This is a genomic window from Natronomonas gomsonensis (assembly GCF_013391635.1).
Classification (GTDB): Archaea; Halobacteriota; Halobacteria; order Halobacteriales; family Haloarculaceae; genus Natronomonas; species Natronomonas gomsonensis_A.
Map to the genome: position 1 here is coordinate 467834 of NZ_JACAWU010000001.1, position 18860 is coordinate 486693.

An 18860-nucleotide genomic window follows, 5' to 3' on the forward strand; every position below is an offset into this window, starting at 1 on the left:
TATAGACGGTCGGAGAAAACAGGCGTTTCCCTTCCGCTCAGCGCAAGCCCTCGAGGTCGAACTCGAAGCCGGCGACCGGCACTTCGAGGTCGTGTTCGACCAGTACCGCCGGGTGAGCCTCGCCGATGACGCCGACCGACTCCCCGTCGAGGACGACTTCGGCGGTGCGTCCGGAGATGAAGGAGGGGTGCTCCGTCGGCGGCGTCTCCAACTCGGCGTCGAACGCCCGCGCGATGGCCTGCAGCCGCGCCTTGGCGTCCTCGTAGGAGGCGTCGGTGCGAGCGACGACGCCCGCGACGGAGCGGCCTTCGGCGACGTTCGTCGGTTCCTCCAAATCGACGCTGGCGACGAGGCCGATTTCGGAGAGGTCCTGCGGATAGGCCCGGTGAGTGTTGTTCTCCAGGACCATCAGGAGCGACGGCAGCGCCCACGTCCGGACAACAGTGTAGTCCTCGCTGTATGGTTCGGTGATGGTCGCCGGGACCCGAGCGCCGAGAGCCTCGTCGTCGGGCGACAGCGACATTCGCTCGAACAACTCCGACTCGTTGGTCATGTGGAAGTTCAGCAGGTCCTCGAAGCCCAACCCGACCAGCGCGTCCCGTGCGGCGTCCTCGAGTCTGGAGGTTTCGTGGCGGCCACCGACCGTCGACACGTCGGGGTACTTCGGTTCGAGGCCGTTGAACCCGTACGCTCGGCCCACGTCGTCGACGATGTCCATCGGATGGAGCACGTCGACGCGGTACGGCGGTATCTCGACCTCGTACACTAGTTCACCCGACGTGTCGGCGGTCGCCGGCTCCGTGACGTCCGGTTCGGACCTCGATTCCAGACGTTGTGTCGGTACGTCCTCCAGTTCGACCGTATCGTCGTCGGAACCTTCCTCATCCGACGTGTCGGCGTCCAACCCCGCCCGTTCGAGTAGGTCGACGACGTCCTCGCCGGCGATGTCGATGCCGAGCGTCGTCTCGATGCGCTCGTGGGAGACGGTCTTCGAAGTCGTCGAGAGGTCGGGACGAGTGAGTTCGCGGTCGGGGTACTCGACTGTCACCTCCTCGATTCGTCCGCCGCGGGCGTCCAGGGCGTAGCAGACGATGGCACACATCTTGTCGATGGTCCACTGGTCGGTGCCGGTCATCTCGATGAAGAGGTCACGAGACCCCTCCTCGACTTCCGTCCGCTTGCCGTTGATGACCGGCGGGAACGAGAACAGTCCGATGTCGTCGTAGATGGCCGGATACCGCTCCAATCCCTCCACGAGCGGCGCGTACTGCTCGCCGGTGTCGTGTTCGACGAGTACCTCCGCGGGCGTCCGCTCCTCGTCGTCGTCCAGCGGGACGAACGTGTCGCCGTCCGGTTCGACGCCACGGTAGGAGATGGATTTCTCGCCGGCGCCGTCCCCGGAATGCCCTTTCAGCATGGCGAGGTCGTGGACGCCGATGGCGCCTTTCGCGCGCTTCCGGCCCATCGTCGCGTGCAGTTTCTCCTGCAGTTGGATGAGCGAATCGAGTTCGCCTCCCTCGAGGTCGACGCCACGGACGACCGCACCGGTGACGTAGGGCCGTTCCTCGGGGACGGACTCCTCGACTTCGATGGTCCACTCGGCGTCGTTGGTCTTCGGGACGTACACACCGCGGTCGTCGCCGTACTGATACCGCAGCGACCGGGCGACACCCTCCACCGAGAGGCGGTCGAGTCGGTCCGGCGCGAACTCCAGTTGGAACTCGCCGTCCTCGGTCTCGCCCTCGTACTCGAGGCCGAGCGCGAAGAGGTCGTCTTTCAGTTCCTCGTCGCTCTTCTCGTCGTGGCCCGTCAGTTGCCGCAGTTCCTCGGGGTCGACGTCGACGACGGGCATCAGTGAACCACCTCCACGTTCCGCAACAGCTCGAGGTCACACAACGTCCCGTGGACGTCCCGGATGTCCTCGAAGCCGTACATCAACATGAGCAGTCGCTCTAAAGCGAGTCCCCACGCCATCACGTCACACTCGACGCCGAGCGGCGACAGCACCTCCTCCCGGAAGATGCCCGAGTTGCCGATTTCGATGAGTTCGCCGGTCTCGGGGTGTTTGCCGAACAGCTCGAACGAGGGCTCCGTGTAGGGGTTGTAGTGCGGCTTGAACTCGATGTCGGTGATGCCGAACTGCTCGTAGAACTCCGTGAACGTCCCCATCAAGTCCCGCACCGAGAGGTCCTCGGCCATGACCCACCCCTCGATTTGGAAGAACTCGAGTAGGTGCGTCGGGTCGAGGGTGTCGTTTCGGTACACCTTCTCGACGCTGAAGTACCGCTGTGGCGGTTCGAGGTCGCCGACCTGTTCGCCAGAGAGGTACCGCATCGACAGCGAGGTGGTGTGTCCCCGGAGGTCGACCTGTCGGGCCACGTCGGTCGTCCACGGCGAGTGATAGCCGTCACCGTCGGGGCCGACGCCGTCGCGGTGGGCCGACTCGACGCGCTCCAGCAGGTCTTCGGGGAGGTCCTCCATCGGCGGCACGTCGAGGCCGAACTGGTCCCAGTGGGTGCGGGCGGGGTGGTCCTGGGGCATGAACAGACAGTCGTTGATCCAGAACTCCGCGTCGGCGTGGGGGCCCTCCATCTCCTGAAAGCCCATCCCGACCAGTACGTCCTTCACGCGGTTTGCGGTCTGACGCAGGATGTGTTCCTTCCCGCCGTGGACCGTTTCGGCGTCGGCTTCGACGTTGTACTCGGTGAACTCCACCTCCTCCCACTCCCCGGAAGTGAGCAGTTCGGGCGTGACGGCGCCGACCGTCTCGGCGACCTCGACGCCCTCCATCATCGCGGTGACGCCCTCGTCGGTCAGCGTGACGCTCCGGACGGTCGTCTCCGTGCGCTCGATGAGGCCGCGTGTCTCCAGTCGGTCGAGGATGCCGGGGTCGGTGTAGCCGGCGTTGCCCGAGGCGATAGCCTCCAGCGCCTCCGTCTCGGGGTCGGCGTCGGGGTCGACGTCCGGTCCTTCCGTGGTATCGGCGATTACTTCACCGCTGTCGATTCGGCCCAGTCCCTTCCGGGCGAAGTTCGACAGCGCGATGTCGACTTCGGGGCCTTCGAGGCCGGCCGCCCCGATGAGTTCACCCATCGGGACGGGGTCGTCGTCGGCACCGGCGTCGATAGCGGCCTCGTACAGGCGGAGTTCCGGCAGGCCGTCCTCGCGGTAGGTCTCACCTTCGTCGGTGAGGTGGACGTCCTCGGCGACGTGTTCGTCGACCGCGAGCAGGCCGGCGTCTTCGAGTTCGAAGGCGGCCCGCGTGACGGCCGTGGGGTCTTCGCCGAGTTCCTCGGCGAGCTGTGCAACCGTTTTCGTCTCGGTCGCGCTGGCGGTTTCCAACAGCGCGACCTGCGTTTCTGGCAATCTCATTGACGGGTGTGTGCGTGGCTCTCTGTTAGCGGTTCCGACTCGACGACGGCGTTTCGCCGGAGGCGCGACAGCGTTGCCTCCAAGTCCACGCCGTCTACCGAGCGAAAAAGAAACCGAACCCGTTGCCTGTGGGTTTCTCCGACGCGACACCGATGGCAGCAGTGGGTTCGGGCGCCATACGCGACGCCTTGGCAGGCGTCGATAAAAGCGTTGCCGTCGAACCGTCGCGTTCGACTATCTCGTGAACCCGCCGGGGACGCCCGCCGCGCCGGCACCGCCCTCGTTGGGGTTGCGGCCGTCGGGAGCGGGCAACTCCAGCACCCGAGCGCCGCAGTCGGCACACTCGACGGCGATGACCTCCCAACTCTGACAGCAGGACTCGACGCTCTCGTCGGTGGGAGCGATGGGGCCGCCACACTCCGGACACGTCTCGAGGAAGACGCGGAACCCCTTGAGAACCGAGAGCCGTTCCTCCGGGAGGAGGACGCTCCAGCGTCGGTCCTCGCCGGCGACCGCCCGGTGGGCCGCGAGGTCCGAAATCAGCGCCGCCTCCGTAATCCAGTTGTACTGTGCCTTCCCGTCGACGAGGCCGTAGTAGCGACCGTCGTCTCGAGTCTCGATTTCGACTGCGGCCTCGTCCTCCCGAAACAGGTCCGCGAGCGTCTCGACACGTTCGTGGTCCTCGGAAAGCGTCTCGATGGCTCCCTCCCACTCCTCGCGGAAGGGGTCGACGAGTTCGAGGTCCTCGCCGTCTTCGGTCGGTCGGACGACCCCGAACGCCGAGAGCACCTCCTCCATCGGTTGGCCCATCAGTTCCTCGACGGCCTCCCGTTCCGGGAGGACTTCCGGTTCCGCGTCTTCCGATTCGTCGCTGTCGTCGTCGCTTTCGTCGACCACATCGACCGATTCCGTCGTGGAGGATTCACTCGTCACGGAGTCGTCGTCTTCCTCCGAGTCGGCAGTTTCGTCGACACGAGCGGCCGCCTGCTCGGCGAGTTCGACGGGCAGGTCCTCGCCCGGCGGGTCGGCCTTGTCGAAGGCCGCAAGCACCGACTGCGGGAGATAGCGCTTCGTCAGCTCGGGCGTCCCGGGAACGAGATATCCCCGGAGTGAGACGAGTGCCACACTCGCTACGAACGTCAACAGTCCCAGCGCACGGTTCCGGCGGCCGACGAGCGCCGCAACACCCGCCGCGATGAGGAGATTGAGAAGCGTACAGGGCGTACACCGGTTCTCTCCGGTGTACTCCGGCTGTTCGAGTCGCTTGAGAAGGTCACTCGACATGGACTCCGCTTGGACGGCGAGCCCTAAAAGGGATACCCACCGGCTATAGCCGTCAGGTCCCGTGCTGCCAGCTATCCATGTATTCGGTCTGTTCGGCGGTCAACTCGTCTATCTCGATGCCTTCGGCTTCGAGTTTGATTTCCGCGACTTCGCGGTCGAGGTCGTCGGGCACCTCGTGGACGCCCGCGTCGTAGGCGTCGCTGTTCTCGACCATCTCGCGGACGCAAACGGCCTGCACCCCGAAGCTCTGGTCCATCACCTCGACGGGATGACCCATCGCGACCGGCGAGGCGAGGTTGACCAACCGCCCGTCTGCGAGGACGTTGATGCGTCGGCCGTCGGGCAGTTCGAACTCCTCGACGCCGTCACGGACCTCTCGGCGGCCGACCGCCATCTCGTCGAGGCCGTCGAGGTCGATTTCGACGTTGAAGTGGCCGGCGTTCGCGAGGACGACGCCGTCCTGCATGGACTCGAAGTGCTCCTCGACGATGACGTCGCGATTGCCCGTCGTCGTCACGAAGATGTCGCCTTTCTCGGCGGCTTCGGCCATCGAGGTGACCTCGTAGCCCTCCATGTGTGCCTCCAAGGCCCGGCGGGGTTCGACTTCGGTGACGATGACGTGGGCGTTCTGTCCGGACGCCTTCATCGCGACGCCCTTCCCACAGTAACCGTAGCCGGCGACGACGACGTTCTTGCCCGCAAACGAGAGGTTCGTCGTCATGGCGATGTTCGAAAGCGACGCCTCGCCCGTCCCGTGGACGTTGTCGAACAGTCGCTTCATCGGCGTGTCGTTGACCGCGAACATCGGGTAGTGGAGTTCGCCGTCTTCGTCCATCGCGCGCAGGCGGTGGACGCCCGTCGTCGTCTCCTCACAGCCGCCGACGATGGAGTCGATGAGTTCGGGATAGTTCTCGTGGATTGCCATCACGAGGTCGCCGCCGTCGTCGACGGTGACGGTGGGGTCGTGGTCGATGGTCGCCTCGATTGCGGCGTAGTACTCCTCGTCGTCGACCTCGCGTTTGGCGTAGGAGGTGACGCCGTCGACGGCATCGAGTGCGGCGCTCACGTCGTCGTGGGTCGAAAGCGGGTTACAGCCGGTGATGGCCACTTCGGCGCCCGCTTCCGCCAGCACCTCGGTCAGAACGGCCGTCTTGGCTTCGACGTGCATCGCCATCGCCACGACCTCGCCCTCGAGGGGTGTCTCGGCGCCGAACTCCTCGGCGACGGCGGTCATGATGGGCATGTGCTGTCGGGCCCACTCGATTTTCTTGCGGCCCGATTCCCGAGCGCTCTCGGGGTCCGAGAGCTGTTCGGTTATCGTAGGGTGACTCATACCCCTCGAAACGGGCGAGGGCCGGAAAACGCTACCGAAGGAAAAGTCCTCAGTCGTCAGTTGTTGCCGCGGTCGCTGGGCGGGCCACGTCGGTCGTCGTCGGAGTCGTCGTCCTCATCCGTATCGTCACCGTCTTCGGTCGGCGTCGCGGTTCCGTCCGTTTCGGTGTCGTTCTCGGAGTCGTCAGCGTCGTCACCGTTCGGACCGGCGTTTTCCGGCGGGCCACGTCGGTCATCATCGCTGTTCGGACCGGCGTCCTCGGGCGGACCCCGCTCGGTATCGCTGTTCGGGCCAGCGTCCTCAGGCGGACCGGCGTTCTCCGGTGCGTTACCCGGGTTGTTGCTCCGGACGAAGTCGGAGACAGCCTGTCCAACGTTCGCATCACCGGAGCCGTCCAACAGCTGCTGGACGAACATCGAGACGCGCTGGCCGAAGGGAACGGTCGCCTCCTCGGAGCCAGTCAGCGTGACCTCGACGGTCTGGGTTCGGTCGCCGTCCTCGGCCGTGATGGTCAGGCGAACGCCCTCCTCGGGGGCGGGCAACTCGACCGTTCCGTTCTCGTCGGTCGTGTACGTGCCCGTACCCTCGTACTCGGAGTCCTCGTCGTCGGAGTCGTCCTCCGAGTCGTCGTCCTCTTCAGCCTCGGAGCCATCCTCTTCGTCGTCCGAGTCGTCGGATTCTTCGTCTTCCTCGTCAGCGTCGTCGGAGTCGCTGTCGTCGTCGGAGTCGCTGTCGTCGTCGGAGTCGCTGTCGTCGTCGGAGTCGCTGTCGTCGTCGGACTCACTGTCCGAGTCTTCTTCCTCCGAATCCTCGGAGTCGTCCTCTTCGTCGTCCGAGTCGTCAGCATCGCTATCGTCCGAGTCATCGTCTTCGGACTCCGAGTCGTCGGAATCAGAGTCGCTGTCGTCTTCCTCCGAACCGTCATCGGAGACGTCGGAGTCGCTGTCCGAGTCCTCTTCTTCTGAATCTTCGGAGTCGCTATCGTCCGAGTCTTCATCGTCGGAGTCAGAATCATCGTCCTCCGAGTCGTCGTCGGATTCTTCGTCATCCTCGTCCGCGTCCACGTCATCCTGCGTGACGGTCACGTCCGCGCCGTCAACCGCCCCGTCCGCGTCGGTCACCGTCACGGTCACGTTCTCACCGTCCTGTGTCAGGTCGATGTTCAGTGAGCTGACGTTGCCGGCTTCGTCGTCGGTCTGTGCCATCGCGAGGCCGGGGCCGACAACTGACAGTATCAGCAGCGCCGACAGCGCGATTGCAGCGAGTCGTTTATTCGAGCGCATCACACTCCCCACCAAGCGGGTAAGAGGGATAAACCGGGACTCTCGTTCAACTCGTTTACCAGTTGGTTTGTATATAGAAAGAGGCACTCAGAACCGTTCAAAAGATTCAAAACCGAATCTGAGCGTTTAACCCTCTATTCGGATGCACGCTCGATTGCGGCGCGTGCGTGCCGGTCGGCCTCCCGTCGAACGGCCCCTTCCTCAAGCGACAGCACCTCGCGGTCGCGGACGAGCACCTCTCCGCCGACGACGGTGTGTCGGACGTCCGACCCGCGAACCGCGTAGGCGAGGTGGCTGACGAGGTCGTGTTGTGGCGTGAGATGCGGCGCCTCGAGGTCGACGACCGCGAGGTCGGCCAGCGCACCCGTCTCGACGCGTCCGGCGTCGAAGCCGAGCAGTTCGGCGCCGCGTTCGGTCGCCGCCCGAACTGCGTCTTCTGCAGCGACAGCGCTGGCGTCCTCGGCGGCGAGTTTGCCGACCATCGCCGCGTCCCGGAGTTCGTCGAAGACGTCGAGGTCGTTGTTCGAGGCCGGACCGTCGGTTCCGATACCGACAGTGACGCCCGCATCGAGCAACTCTTGGACGGGGGCGATGCCGCTCGCGAGTTTCATGTTCGAGGCGGGACAGTGGGCGACGCCGACATCGCGGTCGGCCAGTAACTCGATTTCGGTCTCGTCGACGTGGACGGCGTGGGCGACGAAGTCGCCGGACTCCAACAGTCCGAGGTCGTCGGCGAACTCCAGCGGCCGGACGCCGCGTTCGGAAACGATGGGGTCGACCTCGTCTTCGGTCTCGTTCGCGTGGTAGTGCACCGGGACGCCCGCTTCGCGTGCGCGGGCGACGTAGGATTCCAAAAGGTCGGCGTCGACCGTCGTCAGCGAGTGCGGCATCAGCGCCGTTCGAATCCGGCCGTCGGCGGCGCCGTCGAGTTCGCGGGCGACGGCCAACCCCTCCTCGAAGTCCGCGCGTGCGTCGGCGTCGTCCTTCCCGACAGTGACGACGCCGTGGCCGAGACGGGCACGGAGACCGGCCTCTTCGACGGCCGCCGCCACCTCCGGGACGTGGAAGTACATGTCCGCAAACGTCGTGACGCCGTTTTTCAGCATCTCGACGAGACCGAGTCTCGCGCCCGCGCGAACGTCCTCGGAATCGAAGGCAGCCTCGGTCGGCCAGATGTCCTCCTGTAGCCACGCGTCGAGCGGTTTGTCGTCGGCGTACCCGCGGAGCAGCGTCATGGCGACGTGACAGTGGGTGTTGACGAGCCCTGGAACGACCAGACAGCCCTCGGCGTCCAGCGTCTCGTCGCCGACGGCGGTGTCGCCCACCTCGACGATGCGGCCCGTCTCCCGGTCGGCCAGTACGTCCCCCGCTTCGACGGTCAGGTCGGGGCGGAGAACGCGCCCGCCGGTAATCTGGAGCGTGCTCATACCCGGCGTTGTCGACGGCGGGCGTTGAAACTGCCGAATCCATCGGGCGACGGTCGGTTCTCGCCGGTGAATCGGTGCGTGGGTTTTTACTGACCGACTCGGAATCCCGAACGATGAACGCCCTCCTCCTGCCCGTCGCCGTGTTGCTTGCGGCCCTCGCGGGGCTGTTCTTCCTCGGGTCGTACCTCTGGTATCACCACGCCGTCCGACTCCACGCCGAATCGCTGTTTCCCGACGATGCGACCGGCGTCAGGATGCTCCGATACGGTGTCTCGGCGGGAGCGGCCACCTTCGGCGGCTTCCTCCTGGTTTCCGTCCTGTACCTCCTCGCCGGGAGTACCGCCGGCACCACGACGGGACCGTCACTCGACCCGATGCCGTTCGAGACGGTCGCTGTCGGCCTGTTCGCGCTGTCGCTGTCGACGTTCTGTGTCGCCGGCGTGGGGTACGCCGCCGACGCCATCCGACGACGCCTCGGCGTCCGATAGGGCAAAGGCCCGTCGCCTGCAACCGGGTGTATGCGCATTGCCGTGCCCAACAAGGGCCGTCTCCACGACCCGGCGCTGAAACTGCTGGAACGCGCCGGGTTACACGTCCAGAACGGTGCCGACAGGAAACTGTACGCCGACACCGTTGACCCCGAGGTGTCGGTGCTGTTCGCCCGCGCCGCGGACATCCCCGAGTACGTCGCCGACGGCGCCGCCGCCCTCGGCATCACCGGACTCGACCAGACTCGGGAGTCGGACGTCGAACTGGTCGATTTGCTGGATTTGGAGTTCGGCAGTTGCCGACTCGTCCTCGCTTCCCCCGAGGACGGCGGCGTCTCCTCGCCGGAGGAGTTGACGGGCGGCACGGTCGCCACCGAGTTTCCCAACATCACCGAGGCGTACTTCGCGGAGTTGGGCATCTCGCCCGACATCGTGGAGGTGACGGGTGCGACGGAGCTGACGCCACACGTCGACATCGCCGACGCCATCGTCGACATCACCTCGACGGGGACGACCCTGCGGATGAACCGGCTCGAAGTCATCGACGAGGTGCTGTCGTCGTCGGTGCGGCTGTTCGCCAACCCCGACGTTGCCGACGACCCGAAGGTCCAACAGGTCAAGACGGCGTTCAAATCCGTCCTCGACGCCAACGACAAGCGCTATTTGATGATGAACGTCCCCGAGGACGCCCTCGAGGATGTCGAAGACGTGATTCCCGGGATGGGCGGGCCGACGGTGATGGACGTGGCCGGCAGCGACGCCCTCGCCGTCCACGTCGTCGTCGACGAGCGGAAGGTGTTCGAGGTCATCCCGGACCTGAAGGCCGCCGGCGCCAGCGACATCCTCGTCACCGAAATCGAACGGTTGGTCCCCTGAACCGCCGTTACTGAAACCGCCGTTTTAGCTTACACAAAGCCCTCCCCTGAAAGAGCCCGACCCTCACGTATGACCCCGACACGGAGACGAACGCTTCGAGCGCTCGGTGCCACCGTCGCGGGGACGGCACTCGCCGGCTGCCTCTCCGATGACGAACCGACGAACGAAGACGGCAACGGCGGCGACAGCGGTGTGAGCGTACAGGACGTCACCGCGACGCCGGCCGTCGTGACGCTGAACTCCCCGGATTCGTATGGGACCTACGGCGACCGAAACGAGCAGCTGATTATCGCCGACATCACCGTCGAATCGCCCGACGACCATCCGGTCTCGTCGTTCGCCGTCGAGGCTGGAGGGGAGCGATACGAGGTGACGACGGACATCTACCGCGGCTTCGAACTCGAGACGTTCGGCAAAGCCTACGAACCGGCCTCGGACGGTCCGACGCCCAGCGCCAGTGCCAGCGAGGACGGCGAAACCGGGCCATCTTCGGGGTGGATTGCGGCGTACGTCCCGAAACCGCTCGACGCCGACTCGGCGAGGCTAACGTGGGATGGCGGCGAACACGCCGTCGACGACGCCGTCCTCGAACTGCTGAACCGGCCGCCAGCGACGTTCGACGTGACCTTCGAGGCGCCCGATTCGGCGACGGTCGGCGAGACCGTGACGGCGACGGTGACCGTCGGGAACACCGCGGATGTCGACGGCACGTTCGTCGGCGCGATAAACCGGGTCGGACCACGAATCGCCTATGCCCCGGAAACCGAGGTGCGACTGGACATCGAGGCCGGCGAAAACGCCGACTGGGAGTACACCCACAGCCTCGACAGTTCCGAACTGGAGGAGATGGAAGACCCGTCGATGGAACTCCATCTCGTCTGGCGTGACGGCTCGCCGGTTCGGACGGTCGATATCGAAAGCGAGTGAGGATGGCGCCGCACCTCACGTCAGGAAGATATTGCCGAACGCGAAGGCGAATATCGTGGTGATGGAGAAGTAAAACACCGACAGCAGCACCGCTCCCCGGATATTCAACTCGTAGACGTACCGAACGACAGCGACGGCGGTGAAAAACGACAGCGCGACCATCACGGCGCCGTTGTACTGGCTGAACAGCATCGCGACGACGACCGGCGCGGGGGCGGCCTTCACGGCGCGCTGGTGCGGTTCGTCGCCGAGCACCCACAGCGCGGCGAGATGTAGCGTTACGGCCGAAAACAGCGTCCCGACGAGGAACGCGACGACGAGCGCGAGCGGGCCGCCGCCGACGAACTCCACCTGCAGCGGAAGCATACCGGAATTAGGGAGCCGTCACGGGAGTAGTTGCCGCTCTCCGTTAGCCGTCGAGCAGGCCGAGCTCTTCGAGCCGGGAGACGATTTTGTCGACTGCCTCGCGGGCGTCGTCGGGCTTCTTGCCGCCAGTGATGACGAGTTTACCGGAGCCGAACAGCAGCGCGACCACGTCGGGGTCGTCGAGACGGTAGACGAGACCGGGGAACTGCTCGGGTTCGTACTCGATGTTCTCCAGACCGAGACCGATGGCGATGGCGTTGAGATTGAGGTTGCGGCCGAGGTCCGCGCTGGTGACGATGTTCTGGACGACGATTTCGGGGTCCTCGTCGACCTGAATCTCCAGTTCGCGGAGTTTGTCGAAGACGATGCGGAGCGACTCGTGGACGTCGTCGGTGGATTTCGCGCCCGTACAGACGATTTTCCCCGAACGGAAAATGAGTGCCGCGGACTTCGGCTCCTGTGTCCGGTAGACGAGACCGGGGAACTGCTCGGGGTCGTAATCGGCGCCTTCGAGGTCCATGGCGACGCTCTGGAGGTCGAGCTCCTGGCCAATCCCCGTCGAGGCAACGACGTTCTCGATATTGATAGTCTCCTTGGGGTCCTGCATAACTCGACTTAAAACACGTATTTAAGGTTTATAAATGTGGGTGGTCGTTCCCCTCGCCTCGCACGAGCAACCCCCGACCGGGCCGTTTATTTCCCGTCGGCAGCCACCTGCGGGCGTGTACCTCCTGGAGTTGGCCGGCGACGACGACGGCTTCGCGGTGCGTGAAGCCGAGAGCCGCTGTTCGGCAGTGGAACTGCTGGCTCCCGGCCTCGCTACCGCACGGGGCGTCGTTCGACCCGAAACGCTGGCCTACACCAGACGTATCTGTCGACTCCTCGGTGCGTGTGACCCCACCGTCGACGACGCCGTCACCCTGCTCGATGCCACGAGCACCGACCGAACCGGAACCGTCGCCGTTCGTGCCCGCGACGTACGCGGGCACACCGGCGTCGACACCCAAGCCGTCGAACGACGCCTCGGGTCCGTTCTCGTCGACCGTGGATTCGAGGTCGACCTCGACGACCCCGACCACACGCTGGTGGCGCTGTTCTCCGAGACGGCCGCCCTCGGTTGGCTCGAAACCGAGACGCCTCGGGATTTCACGGCCCGACAGCCGACCGACAAGCCGTTTTTCCAACCGGGGAGCATGGACCCGATGGACGCCCGCGCGCTCGCCAACATCGCCGGCGCCGGTCCCGGTGCTCGCTTGCTCGACCCGATGTGCGGCACCGGCGGCATCCTCGTCGAAGCGGGCCTCGCCGGCGCCGACGTCGTCGGCGTCGACGCCCAACGGAAGATGGTCGAGGGCGCACGGGAGAACCTCGCTCACTACCTCGATTCCTTCGCCGTCGTCCGCGGCGACGCGACGCGTCTGCCGTTTGCCGACGAAGGATTCGACGGCGCCGTCTTCGACGCCCCTTACGGCCGCCAGTCGAAAATCGAGGGCGTATCGCTGGAATCGCTCGTCAGCGACGCTCTTTGCGAAGTTCGGCGGGTCGCCGACTGCGCGGTCGTCGTCGGCGACCGTCCGTGGGACGACGCCGCCGACGCCGCCGGCTGGACCGTCGAATCGCGGTTCGACCGCCGCGTCCACCGGTCGTTGACGCGCTACGTTCACGTCCTCGTCTGAGCTCAGGGCGTCAGCCGTCCGGCCAAACGCCACGTCACCGTTCCGTCATCGACGAGGGCGAACACCATCCGTTTTCGAACGCCGTGAGCCAGTCGAACGTCGAGCGCCAAATCCCGCGGCGACAGTTCGGTATCCGCTGGCAGTACCCGGACGAGCAACTCCGAGTGGCCGAGGTCGTCGACCGACTCCACGTCGGCGTAGGTGCGGAAATCCGCACCGAACTTGAAACCGGTCTTCGGGACGACGCCCCGCCGGCGGAGTTCACGATACACCGTCAGCCGGCGGTCGAACCGCTCGCCTTCGACGGCCCGGCCGCGCTCGGTGACCGCCTCGGTGCCGCCAGCAATCGAGAGAACGCCCGTCTCGACCAGATGGGCGGCTTCCAGAAGCGACAACTGGAGCGTGTCGTCGTCGCGACCCATCCGCTGGCCGTAGAAGCCGTGCTCGTAGAGCGGTTCGGGCGGGTCCCAGCAGAGCACCCGGTCATCGAGCAGGACCCCCTCGACAGTGTCGTCGAGAGCGAGGTCGCTGGAACCGGTGACATCGGGAGCGTCGGTCTCGAGGTACGTGATTTCGCTCTCCTCGTCGACGACCGCCAGGACGACATCACCGAGCGACGCGAGTTCGACGGACGCCCGCTCGCCGACGACGCGAACCCGGTGTTCGACGGAGCCGTCCCACGGCCCGTCCCCGCGTGGATGGACGACGAAGTCGACTTCCTCGTCGGCGTCGACCCAGTCCTCGCGGGCGACCGAGAGATAGAACCCCCGGTCCCGCAGGTCTCGGTAGACGAGGAAGTCGACGACGATGTCGTCGTGTTCGGTGAGGAAGCCGGCGAAGGCCTCGCCGTCGACCGAATCGAGGTCCCCGCGGTAGAGGAGGTGGGCAGCCTCGACGCGGGAGAGGGCGACCCCATCCCCTTGGGGGCGGCCGTAGCCACGAGAGTCGTAGTAGCGCTCGCGGCCGTTGGCGCCGACTTCGACGACGCCGTCGGTGAGGTGTCCTTCCATCGTGTGAGGGTTGGCGGGTGCGGGCGTATAGCCGCTACGGTCGCTAGGCCGTGACTTGTTCTCCGTCGGTTCTTGCTCGGGTTGCGATATTCCATCAATACCGGCTCCGAAAGCCCTCGGACACGGCTACACAACCTCACACCCGGAGTCGAGACACCGCTCTCCGCCGGCCGTCTCGAACCGTGGAAGCCCGCAGTCACACGTTCCAGCGACCGTTCCGTCGGGTATGGAGAACCCGGTATCACAATCCGGGTAGTTCTCGCAGCCGGCGATGAGTCCACCGCGTCTGAGAACACGGAGGTCTCCGGTGCAGTTCGGACAGTCCCACTCCCGGTCGAAGCGCTCGACCACGGCGTCCAGCAGCGACCCACACTCGTAGTCCAGACACAACTCGAAGTCGGCGCCGCGTTCGACCCGAAACAGTGGGAGTCCGCAGTCGCAGGTCGAATCGAGCGTCGTGGCACCCGAGGGAAGCGAGTGGCGCTCGGCACAGTCGAGACAGAGGACTTCTCCGCTGGAACGGACGAGTTGGCCGCCACAGCGACAGTCTCCGACCGGCGTCCCGGCCTCACCCACGTCGTGTTCGGTCACGGCCACCTCGCCGGCAGCTTCGATACGAAGCGTCTCCTCGCCGTCTGTGGCGACCAGCCAGAGGGGGTCGTGGGTCAGCGAGAGGTCCGCCGGACGGGTGAGCCACGCGACCGGTTGGTAGCCGTCGGCATCGTGGACGAGGACGGTGTCGTCGGGCTTGACGACGATGAGAACGTGACCGCGCTGTCGGGTCTCTCGGCGGCCGTCGAAGTAGACGTTGCAGTCTCCGGCGATGGTGGTCGTCGGCATACGGGTGGTGGTCCCGGCATCCCACTTGAAGACTCGGGCGATTAAACTGACCACACATCGACGCCCGAAACCTCAGGTGTCGAGAGGCGAATCTGAACGTATGAACGAGCACAGCGCCTATCGAGCCGCCTTCGAGGGGCGGGAGCTACCGACGGCCTTCGTCGACCGCGCGGCGCTGGCGGCGAACATCGCGCGCACGGCCGACCGAGCGGACGGCCTCCCGGTTCGCGTCGCCTCGAAGTCCGTACGGTGTCGGGCGGCGCTGGAGCGAATCCTCTCCGAGGACGGCTTCGAGGGCGTGATGTGTTACACCGGCCGCGAGGCGGTCGACCTCGCGGACGCGGGGTTCGACGATTTGCTCGTCGCCTACCCCGTCGTCGGCGACGCTGAACTCCGTGCAGTCGCCGAGTGCGTCGCCGAAGGCGCCGAAATCACGCTGCTGGTCGACTGCGTCGAACACGTCGAGCGAATCGCGAACGCCGCCGAGAAAGCGGGTGCCGACGTGCCGCTGTGTCTCGACCTCGATTGCTCGACGGAACATTTCGGCGTGTACTTCGGCGTCCGTCGGTCGCCGGTTCGGACGGTCGAGGATGCCCTCCCCCTCGCCGAAACCGTCACCGAAGCACCGGGCGTCCACCTCACGGGACTGATGGGTTATGAGGCCCAAATCGCCGGCCTGCCGGACCGAAACCCCGCCAACGGGGCCCTCGAAAACGCCGCGATGCGCCTGCTCAAGGAGCGCTCGAAACCCATCGTCCGCGAGCGCCGACAGGCCGTCGCCGCGGCGCTGGACGAGGAATACGGCCTCGAATTCGTCAACGGCGGCGGGACGGGAAGCGTCGAGTTCACCCGCGAGGACCCACACGTGACGGAGGTAACCGTCGGGTCGGGCTTTTTCGCGCCGCGACAGTTCGACTGGTACGACGACCTCGACTACGAACCCGCCGCCGGCTACGCTATCGAGGTGACCCGCGAACCGACCGACGGCGTCTACACGTGCCGCGGCGGCGGCTACGTCGCCTCCGGGCCGGTCGGTCCCGACAAGGCTCCCGTCCCGTGGCTCCCCGAGGGGGCCGACCTGCTGGACAACGAGGGCGCCGGCGAAGTCCAGACGCCGGTCCGCTACGACGGGGACCTCGCGGTCGGCGACCCGGTCGTGATGCGACACGGGAAGGCGGGCGAGTTGTGTCGGTTCTTCGAGGAGTTGGCGGTCGTCGACGGCGATGAAGTCGTCGACACTTGGAGTACGTACCGAGGTGATGGCCGATGTTACATCTGACCGACGGCATCTGGGAGAACTGGTCGGGGAGCGTCAGCGCACGTCCGACACACGTCCACTACCCCGAAACCGAGAGCGAACTCCGAACGGTCGTCGAAAACGCCGAGGGAACGCTCCGGGTCGCCGGTGCGGGCCACTCCTTCCCACCGGTCGCGAAATCCGAGGCGACGTTGGTTTCACTAGAGCGCTATACGGGAATCGTCGACGCCGACCCCGGAGCGCGGCAGGTGACCGTCCGTGCGGGGACGCCGCTGTGGCAGTTGACCGAGACGCTGGCGGAGTACGGCCTCATGCTGGAGAACATGGGCGACATCGACGCCCAGTCGATAGCCGGCGCGCTGTCGACGGGCACCCACGGCACGGGTACCGACTTCGGCGTGATGGCGACGCAAGCCGCCGGAGTACGGTTGATTACCGCCGACGGCTACGTCCTCGACCTCGACGGCGACGACGACCGCTTCCCCCACGCACAGGTATCACTCGGCACGCTCGGCGTCCTCAGTACCGTCACCCTCGACGTGGTCGACGGCTATCGCCTCCGCGAGCGGAAACGGCCGGTGGACATCGAGGACGTACTCGCGAACCTCGAGGCCTACCGCGAGTTTCGCAACTTCGAATTCTGGTGGTTCCCGCACACCGATACGGCGCTGGTGAAGACGCTCGAAGAGACCGACGCGGCTGGCGAACCCGGCCGTCTCGACGCAATCGAAGAGCGCATCGAGAACCTCGCGTGGGAAGGCATCAACCGCATCGGCAGACGGCTACCGCGGGCTGCGCCGATGTTGAACTGCATCACGACGGGGACGTTCGCCGACTCCGAGCGGGTCGGCCCCGCGAAGGACATCTACCCGACGACCCGCGACGTGCGGTTCAACGAGACCGAGTACGGCGTTCCCCGCGAGGACGCCGCCGACACCCTGCAGGAACTCCGCGATGTCGTCGAATCCCACGACGTGCTGTTCCCGGTCGAGTTCCGCGACGTGGCCGGCGATTCGATACCGCTGTCGCCGGCGACCGGCCGCGATTCGACGTTCATCGCGGTCCACGCCTACCATCGCCGGCCCTACGAGTCGCTCGTCGCCGGCGCCGAAGCCGTCTTCGACCGCTTCGAGGGCCGCCCCCACTGGGGGAAACACCACACCAAGACCGCCGCCGACCTCGAGTCACTGTACCCCGAGTGGGAGTCGTTCCTCGACGTGCGTGCGGAGTTAGACCCGGAGGGGTTGTTCCTGAACGACCACCTCCGTGGAGTCTTCGGCGTCTGACTCCAAGGGCCACTACGTCGGCCGATTTAATACCGTTCGACACCGACGCTCGGTAGATGCCGAACTCGAACGCGAAGGGTGACCGCCGGGAGCGCGAACTCGTCAACGAACTCGACGGGGCCGGGTTCGCGGTGATGCGAGCGCCGGCCTCCGGCAGCGCGACCGAGCGGGAACTGCCCGACGTACTCGCGGGCGACGGCGAGGTGTTCTACGCCATCGAGGCGAAATCTTCCAGCGGCGATCCGATTTATCTGACCGGCGAGGAAATCGAGGCGCTCGTGTACTTCTCGCGGAACTTCGGCGCGAAACCGCGGGTCGCCGCCCGCTTCGACCGCGAGGACTGGTACTTCTTCCATCCCGGCGACCTCTATACGACCGACGGCGGTAACTACCGAGTGAAGAAGGAAACCGCCATCGCGGAGGGCACCGACTTCGCGGAGTTCGTCGGCGACTCCCAGAAAGTTACGCTCGAAGAGGTCGCCGTCGACTCCGACGACGGCCCCGACCGCGACGTGCTGGAAGCCCTCGCACGCGGGGACCTCTCGGTCGACGATGCCGCCGAAATGCTGTAGAAACCCGATTCGTCTCGTTTTTAGTTAATTGAGTGAACGTGGGTACAGTGCCACCCATCACAGTCACCCGAACGGATACCTCTTCGGAATATTATCGGATTATCTTCGAAACGTTCATGTGCTTGGTGGATAATCGTAAACTGAAATGAGTAGTTCGGAGAACGTTCGGGCGTCGGGTTCGGAGAACGGTGTACAGTCGTCGTACGACTACCGGAACGGCGAACCCGCGTTCATCATCGCGGACGTCACGACCGACGACGCGTGGCTGTCGGTCCCCGCCGGACAGGAAACGGACCTCTCGGAGTGGCGGTAGTCACTCGATAAGCATCTCCTCGCGGACCGCAAGCCGCGCGTACGGGAAGGCGTAACGCGGCCGCTCGTCGAGGGGCGAGTCGGCCTCGCCCGAAAACGGGTAGACGACCTCCACGACCGGGTCATCGGGCGGATACCCCTCGTTTTTCGGGTACTCCGCGACCGTACACCCAGCGGCGTCGATGTAGCGCTCGTCTGCGCGCTCGTCGGTCAGTCGATAGACGACGACCGTATCGCCCGTCTCGCGGTCGGTCGCGATGTCGCCGCGTTCGAGCCAGCAGTCGCCACAGACCGCCGGTCCCGACTCGGGGACGAACGATTCGTGGCCACAGACTGCACAGTCGGCCCGCCGCTTGCCCGGCGCCGGGACGCGTCGTTCGGTGACCTCCAGTGCGACTCGACGGAGGTGTTTGCAGCGCTCGCCGCGGATTTCGTGGTCCGGACAGGTACAGTCGCCACGAGGGAGGTCGACGACGTAGGTGGCACCGGAACTGCTGTCGACGGCGTATCGGCCGCTACCGAGCGGTCTGACCGCCATCGGCTCCGTCCA

19 protein-coding genes are annotated in these 18860 nt (G+C 65.8%); 8 read left to right on the forward strand and 11 right to left on the reverse strand.

What is annotated here, in order from left to right; all coding sequences use genetic code 11:
- Window positions 1–37: 37 nt before the first annotated feature.
- The 6 genes from HWX69_RS02615 to HWX69_RS02640 all read right to left on the reverse strand — a co-directional run bounded on the left by HWX69_RS02615 (window position 38) and on the right by HWX69_RS02640 (window position 8699).
- A complete protein-coding gene (locus HWX69_RS02615; protein ID WP_178915520.1) occupies window positions 38–1852 on the reverse strand; it encodes a phenylalanine--tRNA ligase beta subunit-related protein in 1815 nt (604 codons plus the stop codon).
- Window positions 1852–3372, reverse strand: coding sequence for a phenylalanine--tRNA ligase subunit alpha (pheS, locus tag HWX69_RS02620; RefSeq protein WP_178915522.1), 1521 nt, complete (start codon window positions 3370–3372; stop codon window positions 1852–1854). The genes HWX69_RS02615 and pheS overlap by 1 nt, the downstream gene beginning before the upstream one ends.
- Before the next feature lie 234 nt (window positions 3373–3606).
- A complete protein-coding gene (locus HWX69_RS02625; protein ID WP_178915523.1) occupies window positions 3607–4656 on the reverse strand; it encodes a hypothetical protein in 1050 nt (349 codons plus the stop codon).
- Between the two features lie 52 nt (window positions 4657–4708).
- The gene (locus tag HWX69_RS02630) at window positions 4709–5989 is read right to left on the reverse strand and encodes an adenosylhomocysteinase (RefSeq protein WP_178915524.1); all 1281 of its coding nucleotides are present in this window, start codon (window positions 5987–5989) and stop codon (window positions 4709–4711) included.
- Between the two features lie 56 nt (window positions 5990–6045).
- Window positions 6046–7272 (reverse strand): hypothetical protein, encoded by a 1227-nt coding sequence (locus HWX69_RS02635; protein ID WP_178915526.1) that lies wholly within the window; start codon window positions 7270–7272, stop codon window positions 6046–6048.
- A gap of 134 nt (window positions 7273–7406) precedes the next feature.
- Window positions 7407–8699, reverse strand: coding sequence for an amidohydrolase (locus tag HWX69_RS02640; RefSeq protein WP_178915528.1), 1293 nt, complete (start codon window positions 8697–8699; stop codon window positions 7407–7409).
- 113 nt (window positions 8700–8812) lie between these two features.
- Between HWX69_RS02640 and HWX69_RS02645 the strand changes: the two genes are divergently transcribed.
- The 3 genes from HWX69_RS02645 (at window position 8813) to HWX69_RS02655 (ending at window position 10990) form a co-directional block, all read left to right on the forward strand.
- Window positions 8813–9187: a hypothetical protein gene (locus HWX69_RS02645; protein WP_178915529.1), complete on the forward strand. Its 375-nt coding sequence runs from the start codon at window positions 8813–8815 to the stop codon at window positions 9185–9187.
- A 30-nt stretch (window positions 9188–9217) separates the two neighbouring features.
- The gene (gene hisG, locus HWX69_RS02650; protein ID WP_178915531.1) at window positions 9218–10063 is read left to right on the forward strand and encodes an ATP phosphoribosyltransferase; all 846 of its coding nucleotides are present in this window, start codon (window positions 9218–9220) and stop codon (window positions 10061–10063) included.
- Window positions 10064–10132: 69 nt separating this feature from the next.
- Entirely contained in the window at window positions 10133–10990 is an 858-nt protein-coding gene (locus HWX69_RS02655; protein ID WP_178915533.1) for a hypothetical protein, read from the forward strand.
- A gap of 15 nt (window positions 10991–11005) precedes the next feature.
- On the opposite strand, the gene HWX69_RS02660 is transcribed toward HWX69_RS02655, so the two are convergent.
- Window positions 11006–11356 (reverse strand): DUF7473 family protein, encoded by a 351-nt coding sequence (locus HWX69_RS02660; protein ID WP_178915535.1) that lies wholly within the window; start codon window positions 11354–11356, stop codon window positions 11006–11008.
- Between the two features lie 43 nt (window positions 11357–11399).
- The gene (locus tag HWX69_RS02665; protein ID WP_178915536.1) at window positions 11400–11963 is read right to left on the reverse strand and encodes a TATA-box-binding protein; all 564 of its coding nucleotides are present in this window, start codon (window positions 11961–11963) and stop codon (window positions 11400–11402) included.
- Window positions 11964–12087: 124 nt separating this feature from the next.
- Between HWX69_RS02665 and HWX69_RS02670 the strand changes: the two genes are divergently transcribed.
- Window positions 12088–13032 carry a methyltransferase domain-containing protein gene (locus HWX69_RS02670; protein WP_246286443.1) on the forward strand — a complete coding sequence of 315 codons (945 nt, stop codon included), beginning with the start codon at window positions 12088–12090 and terminating at the stop codon, window positions 13030–13032.
- A gap of 2 nt (window positions 13033–13034) precedes the next feature.
- On the opposite strand, the gene endA is transcribed toward HWX69_RS02670, so the two are convergent.
- Together endA and HWX69_RS02680 are read right to left on the reverse strand one after the other, a co-directional pair.
- Window positions 13035–14042: a tRNA-intron lyase gene (gene endA / locus HWX69_RS02675; RefSeq protein WP_178915539.1), complete on the reverse strand. Its 1008-nt coding sequence runs from the start codon at window positions 14040–14042 to the stop codon at window positions 13035–13037.
- A 126-nt stretch (window positions 14043–14168) separates the two neighbouring features.
- Window positions 14169–14882, reverse strand: coding sequence for an endonuclease NucS domain-containing protein (locus tag HWX69_RS02680; protein WP_178915540.1), 714 nt, complete (start codon window positions 14880–14882; stop codon window positions 14169–14171).
- Between the two features lie 100 nt (window positions 14883–14982).
- Here HWX69_RS02680 and HWX69_RS02685 point away from each other — a divergent pair, with 100 nt between their 5' ends.
- The 4 genes from HWX69_RS02685 (at window position 14983) to HWX69_RS02700 (ending at window position 18311) form a co-directional block, all read left to right on the forward strand.
- The gene (locus HWX69_RS02685) at window positions 14983–16161 is read left to right on the forward strand and encodes an alanine racemase (protein ID WP_178915542.1); all 1179 of its coding nucleotides are present in this window, start codon (window positions 14983–14985) and stop codon (window positions 16159–16161) included.
- A complete protein-coding gene (locus tag HWX69_RS02690; protein ID WP_178915544.1) occupies window positions 16149–17426 on the forward strand; it encodes a D-arabinono-1,4-lactone oxidase in 1278 nt (425 codons plus the stop codon). The genes HWX69_RS02685 and HWX69_RS02690 overlap by 13 nt, the downstream gene beginning before the upstream one ends.
- Window positions 17427–17482: 56 nt before the next feature.
- Window positions 17483–17998 (forward strand): Holliday junction resolvase Hjc, encoded by a 516-nt coding sequence (hjc, locus tag HWX69_RS02695; RefSeq protein ID WP_178915546.1) that lies wholly within the window; start codon window positions 17483–17485, stop codon window positions 17996–17998.
- Between the two features lie 145 nt (window positions 17999–18143).
- Window positions 18144–18311, forward strand: coding sequence for a DUF7556 family protein (locus HWX69_RS02700; protein ID WP_178915548.1), 168 nt, complete (start codon window positions 18144–18146; stop codon window positions 18309–18311).
- Here HWX69_RS02700 and HWX69_RS02705 read toward each other — a convergent pair whose 3' ends face one another.
- Window positions 18312–18848: an SWIM zinc finger family protein gene (locus HWX69_RS02705; RefSeq protein WP_246286404.1), complete on the reverse strand. Its 537-nt coding sequence runs from the start codon at window positions 18846–18848 to the stop codon at window positions 18312–18314.
- Window positions 18849–18860 lie beyond the last annotated feature (12 nt).

Bases quoted from the DNA above. Each gene is read 5' to 3' on its own strand.
- HWX69_RS02615 (WP_178915520.1), bottom strand. From the start codon at position 1,852: ATGCCCGTCGTCGACGTCGACCCCGAGGAACTGCGGCAACTGACGGGC.
- pheS (WP_178915522.1), bottom strand. From the start codon at position 3,372: ATGAGATTGCCAGAAACGCAGGTCGCGCTGTTGGAAACCGCCAGCGCG.
- HWX69_RS02625 (WP_178915523.1), bottom strand. From the start codon at position 4,656: ATGTCGAGTGACCTTCTCAAGCGACTCGAACAGCCGGAGTACACCGGA.
- HWX69_RS02630 (WP_178915524.1), bottom strand. From the start codon at position 5,989: ATGAGTCACCCTACGATAACCGAACAGCTCTCGGACCCCGAGAGCGCT.
- HWX69_RS02635 (WP_178915526.1), bottom strand. From the start codon at position 7,272: ATGCGCTCGAATAAACGACTCGCTGCAATCGCGCTGTCGGCGCTGCTG.
- HWX69_RS02640 (WP_178915528.1), bottom strand. From the start codon at position 8,699: ATGAGCACGCTCCAGATTACCGGCGGGCGCGTTCTCCGCCCCGACCTG.
- HWX69_RS02645 (WP_178915529.1), top strand. From the start codon at position 8,813: ATGAACGCCCTCCTCCTGCCCGTCGCCGTGTTGCTTGCGGCCCTCGCG.
- hisG (WP_178915531.1), top strand. From the start codon at position 9,218: ATGCGCATTGCCGTGCCCAACAAGGGCCGTCTCCACGACCCGGCGCTG.
- HWX69_RS02655 (WP_178915533.1), top strand. From the start codon at position 10,133: ATGACCCCGACACGGAGACGAACGCTTCGAGCGCTCGGTGCCACCGTC.
- HWX69_RS02660 (WP_178915535.1), bottom strand. From the start codon at position 11,356: ATGCTTCCGCTGCAGGTGGAGTTCGTCGGCGGCGGCCCGCTCGCGCTC.
- HWX69_RS02665 (WP_178915536.1), bottom strand. From the start codon at position 11,963: ATGCAGGACCCCAAGGAGACTATCAATATCGAGAACGTCGTTGCCTCG.
- endA (WP_178915539.1), bottom strand. From the start codon at position 14,042: ATGGAAGGACACCTCACCGACGGCGTCGTCGAAGTCGGCGCCAACGGC.
- HWX69_RS02680 (WP_178915540.1), bottom strand. From the start codon at position 14,882: ATGCCGACGACCACCATCGCCGGAGACTGCAACGTCTACTTCGACGGC.
- HWX69_RS02685 (WP_178915542.1), top strand. From the start codon at position 14,983: ATGAACGAGCACAGCGCCTATCGAGCCGCCTTCGAGGGGCGGGAGCTA.
- HWX69_RS02690 (WP_178915544.1), top strand. From the start codon at position 16,149: ATGTTACATCTGACCGACGGCATCTGGGAGAACTGGTCGGGGAGCGTC.
- hjc (WP_178915546.1), top strand. From the start codon at position 17,483: ATGCCGAACTCGAACGCGAAGGGTGACCGCCGGGAGCGCGAACTCGTC.
- HWX69_RS02700 (WP_178915548.1), top strand. From the start codon at position 18,144: ATGAGTAGTTCGGAGAACGTTCGGGCGTCGGGTTCGGAGAACGGTGTA.
- HWX69_RS02705 (WP_246286404.1), bottom strand. From the start codon at position 18,848: ATGGCGGTCAGACCGCTCGGTAGCGGCCGATACGCCGTCGACAGCAGT.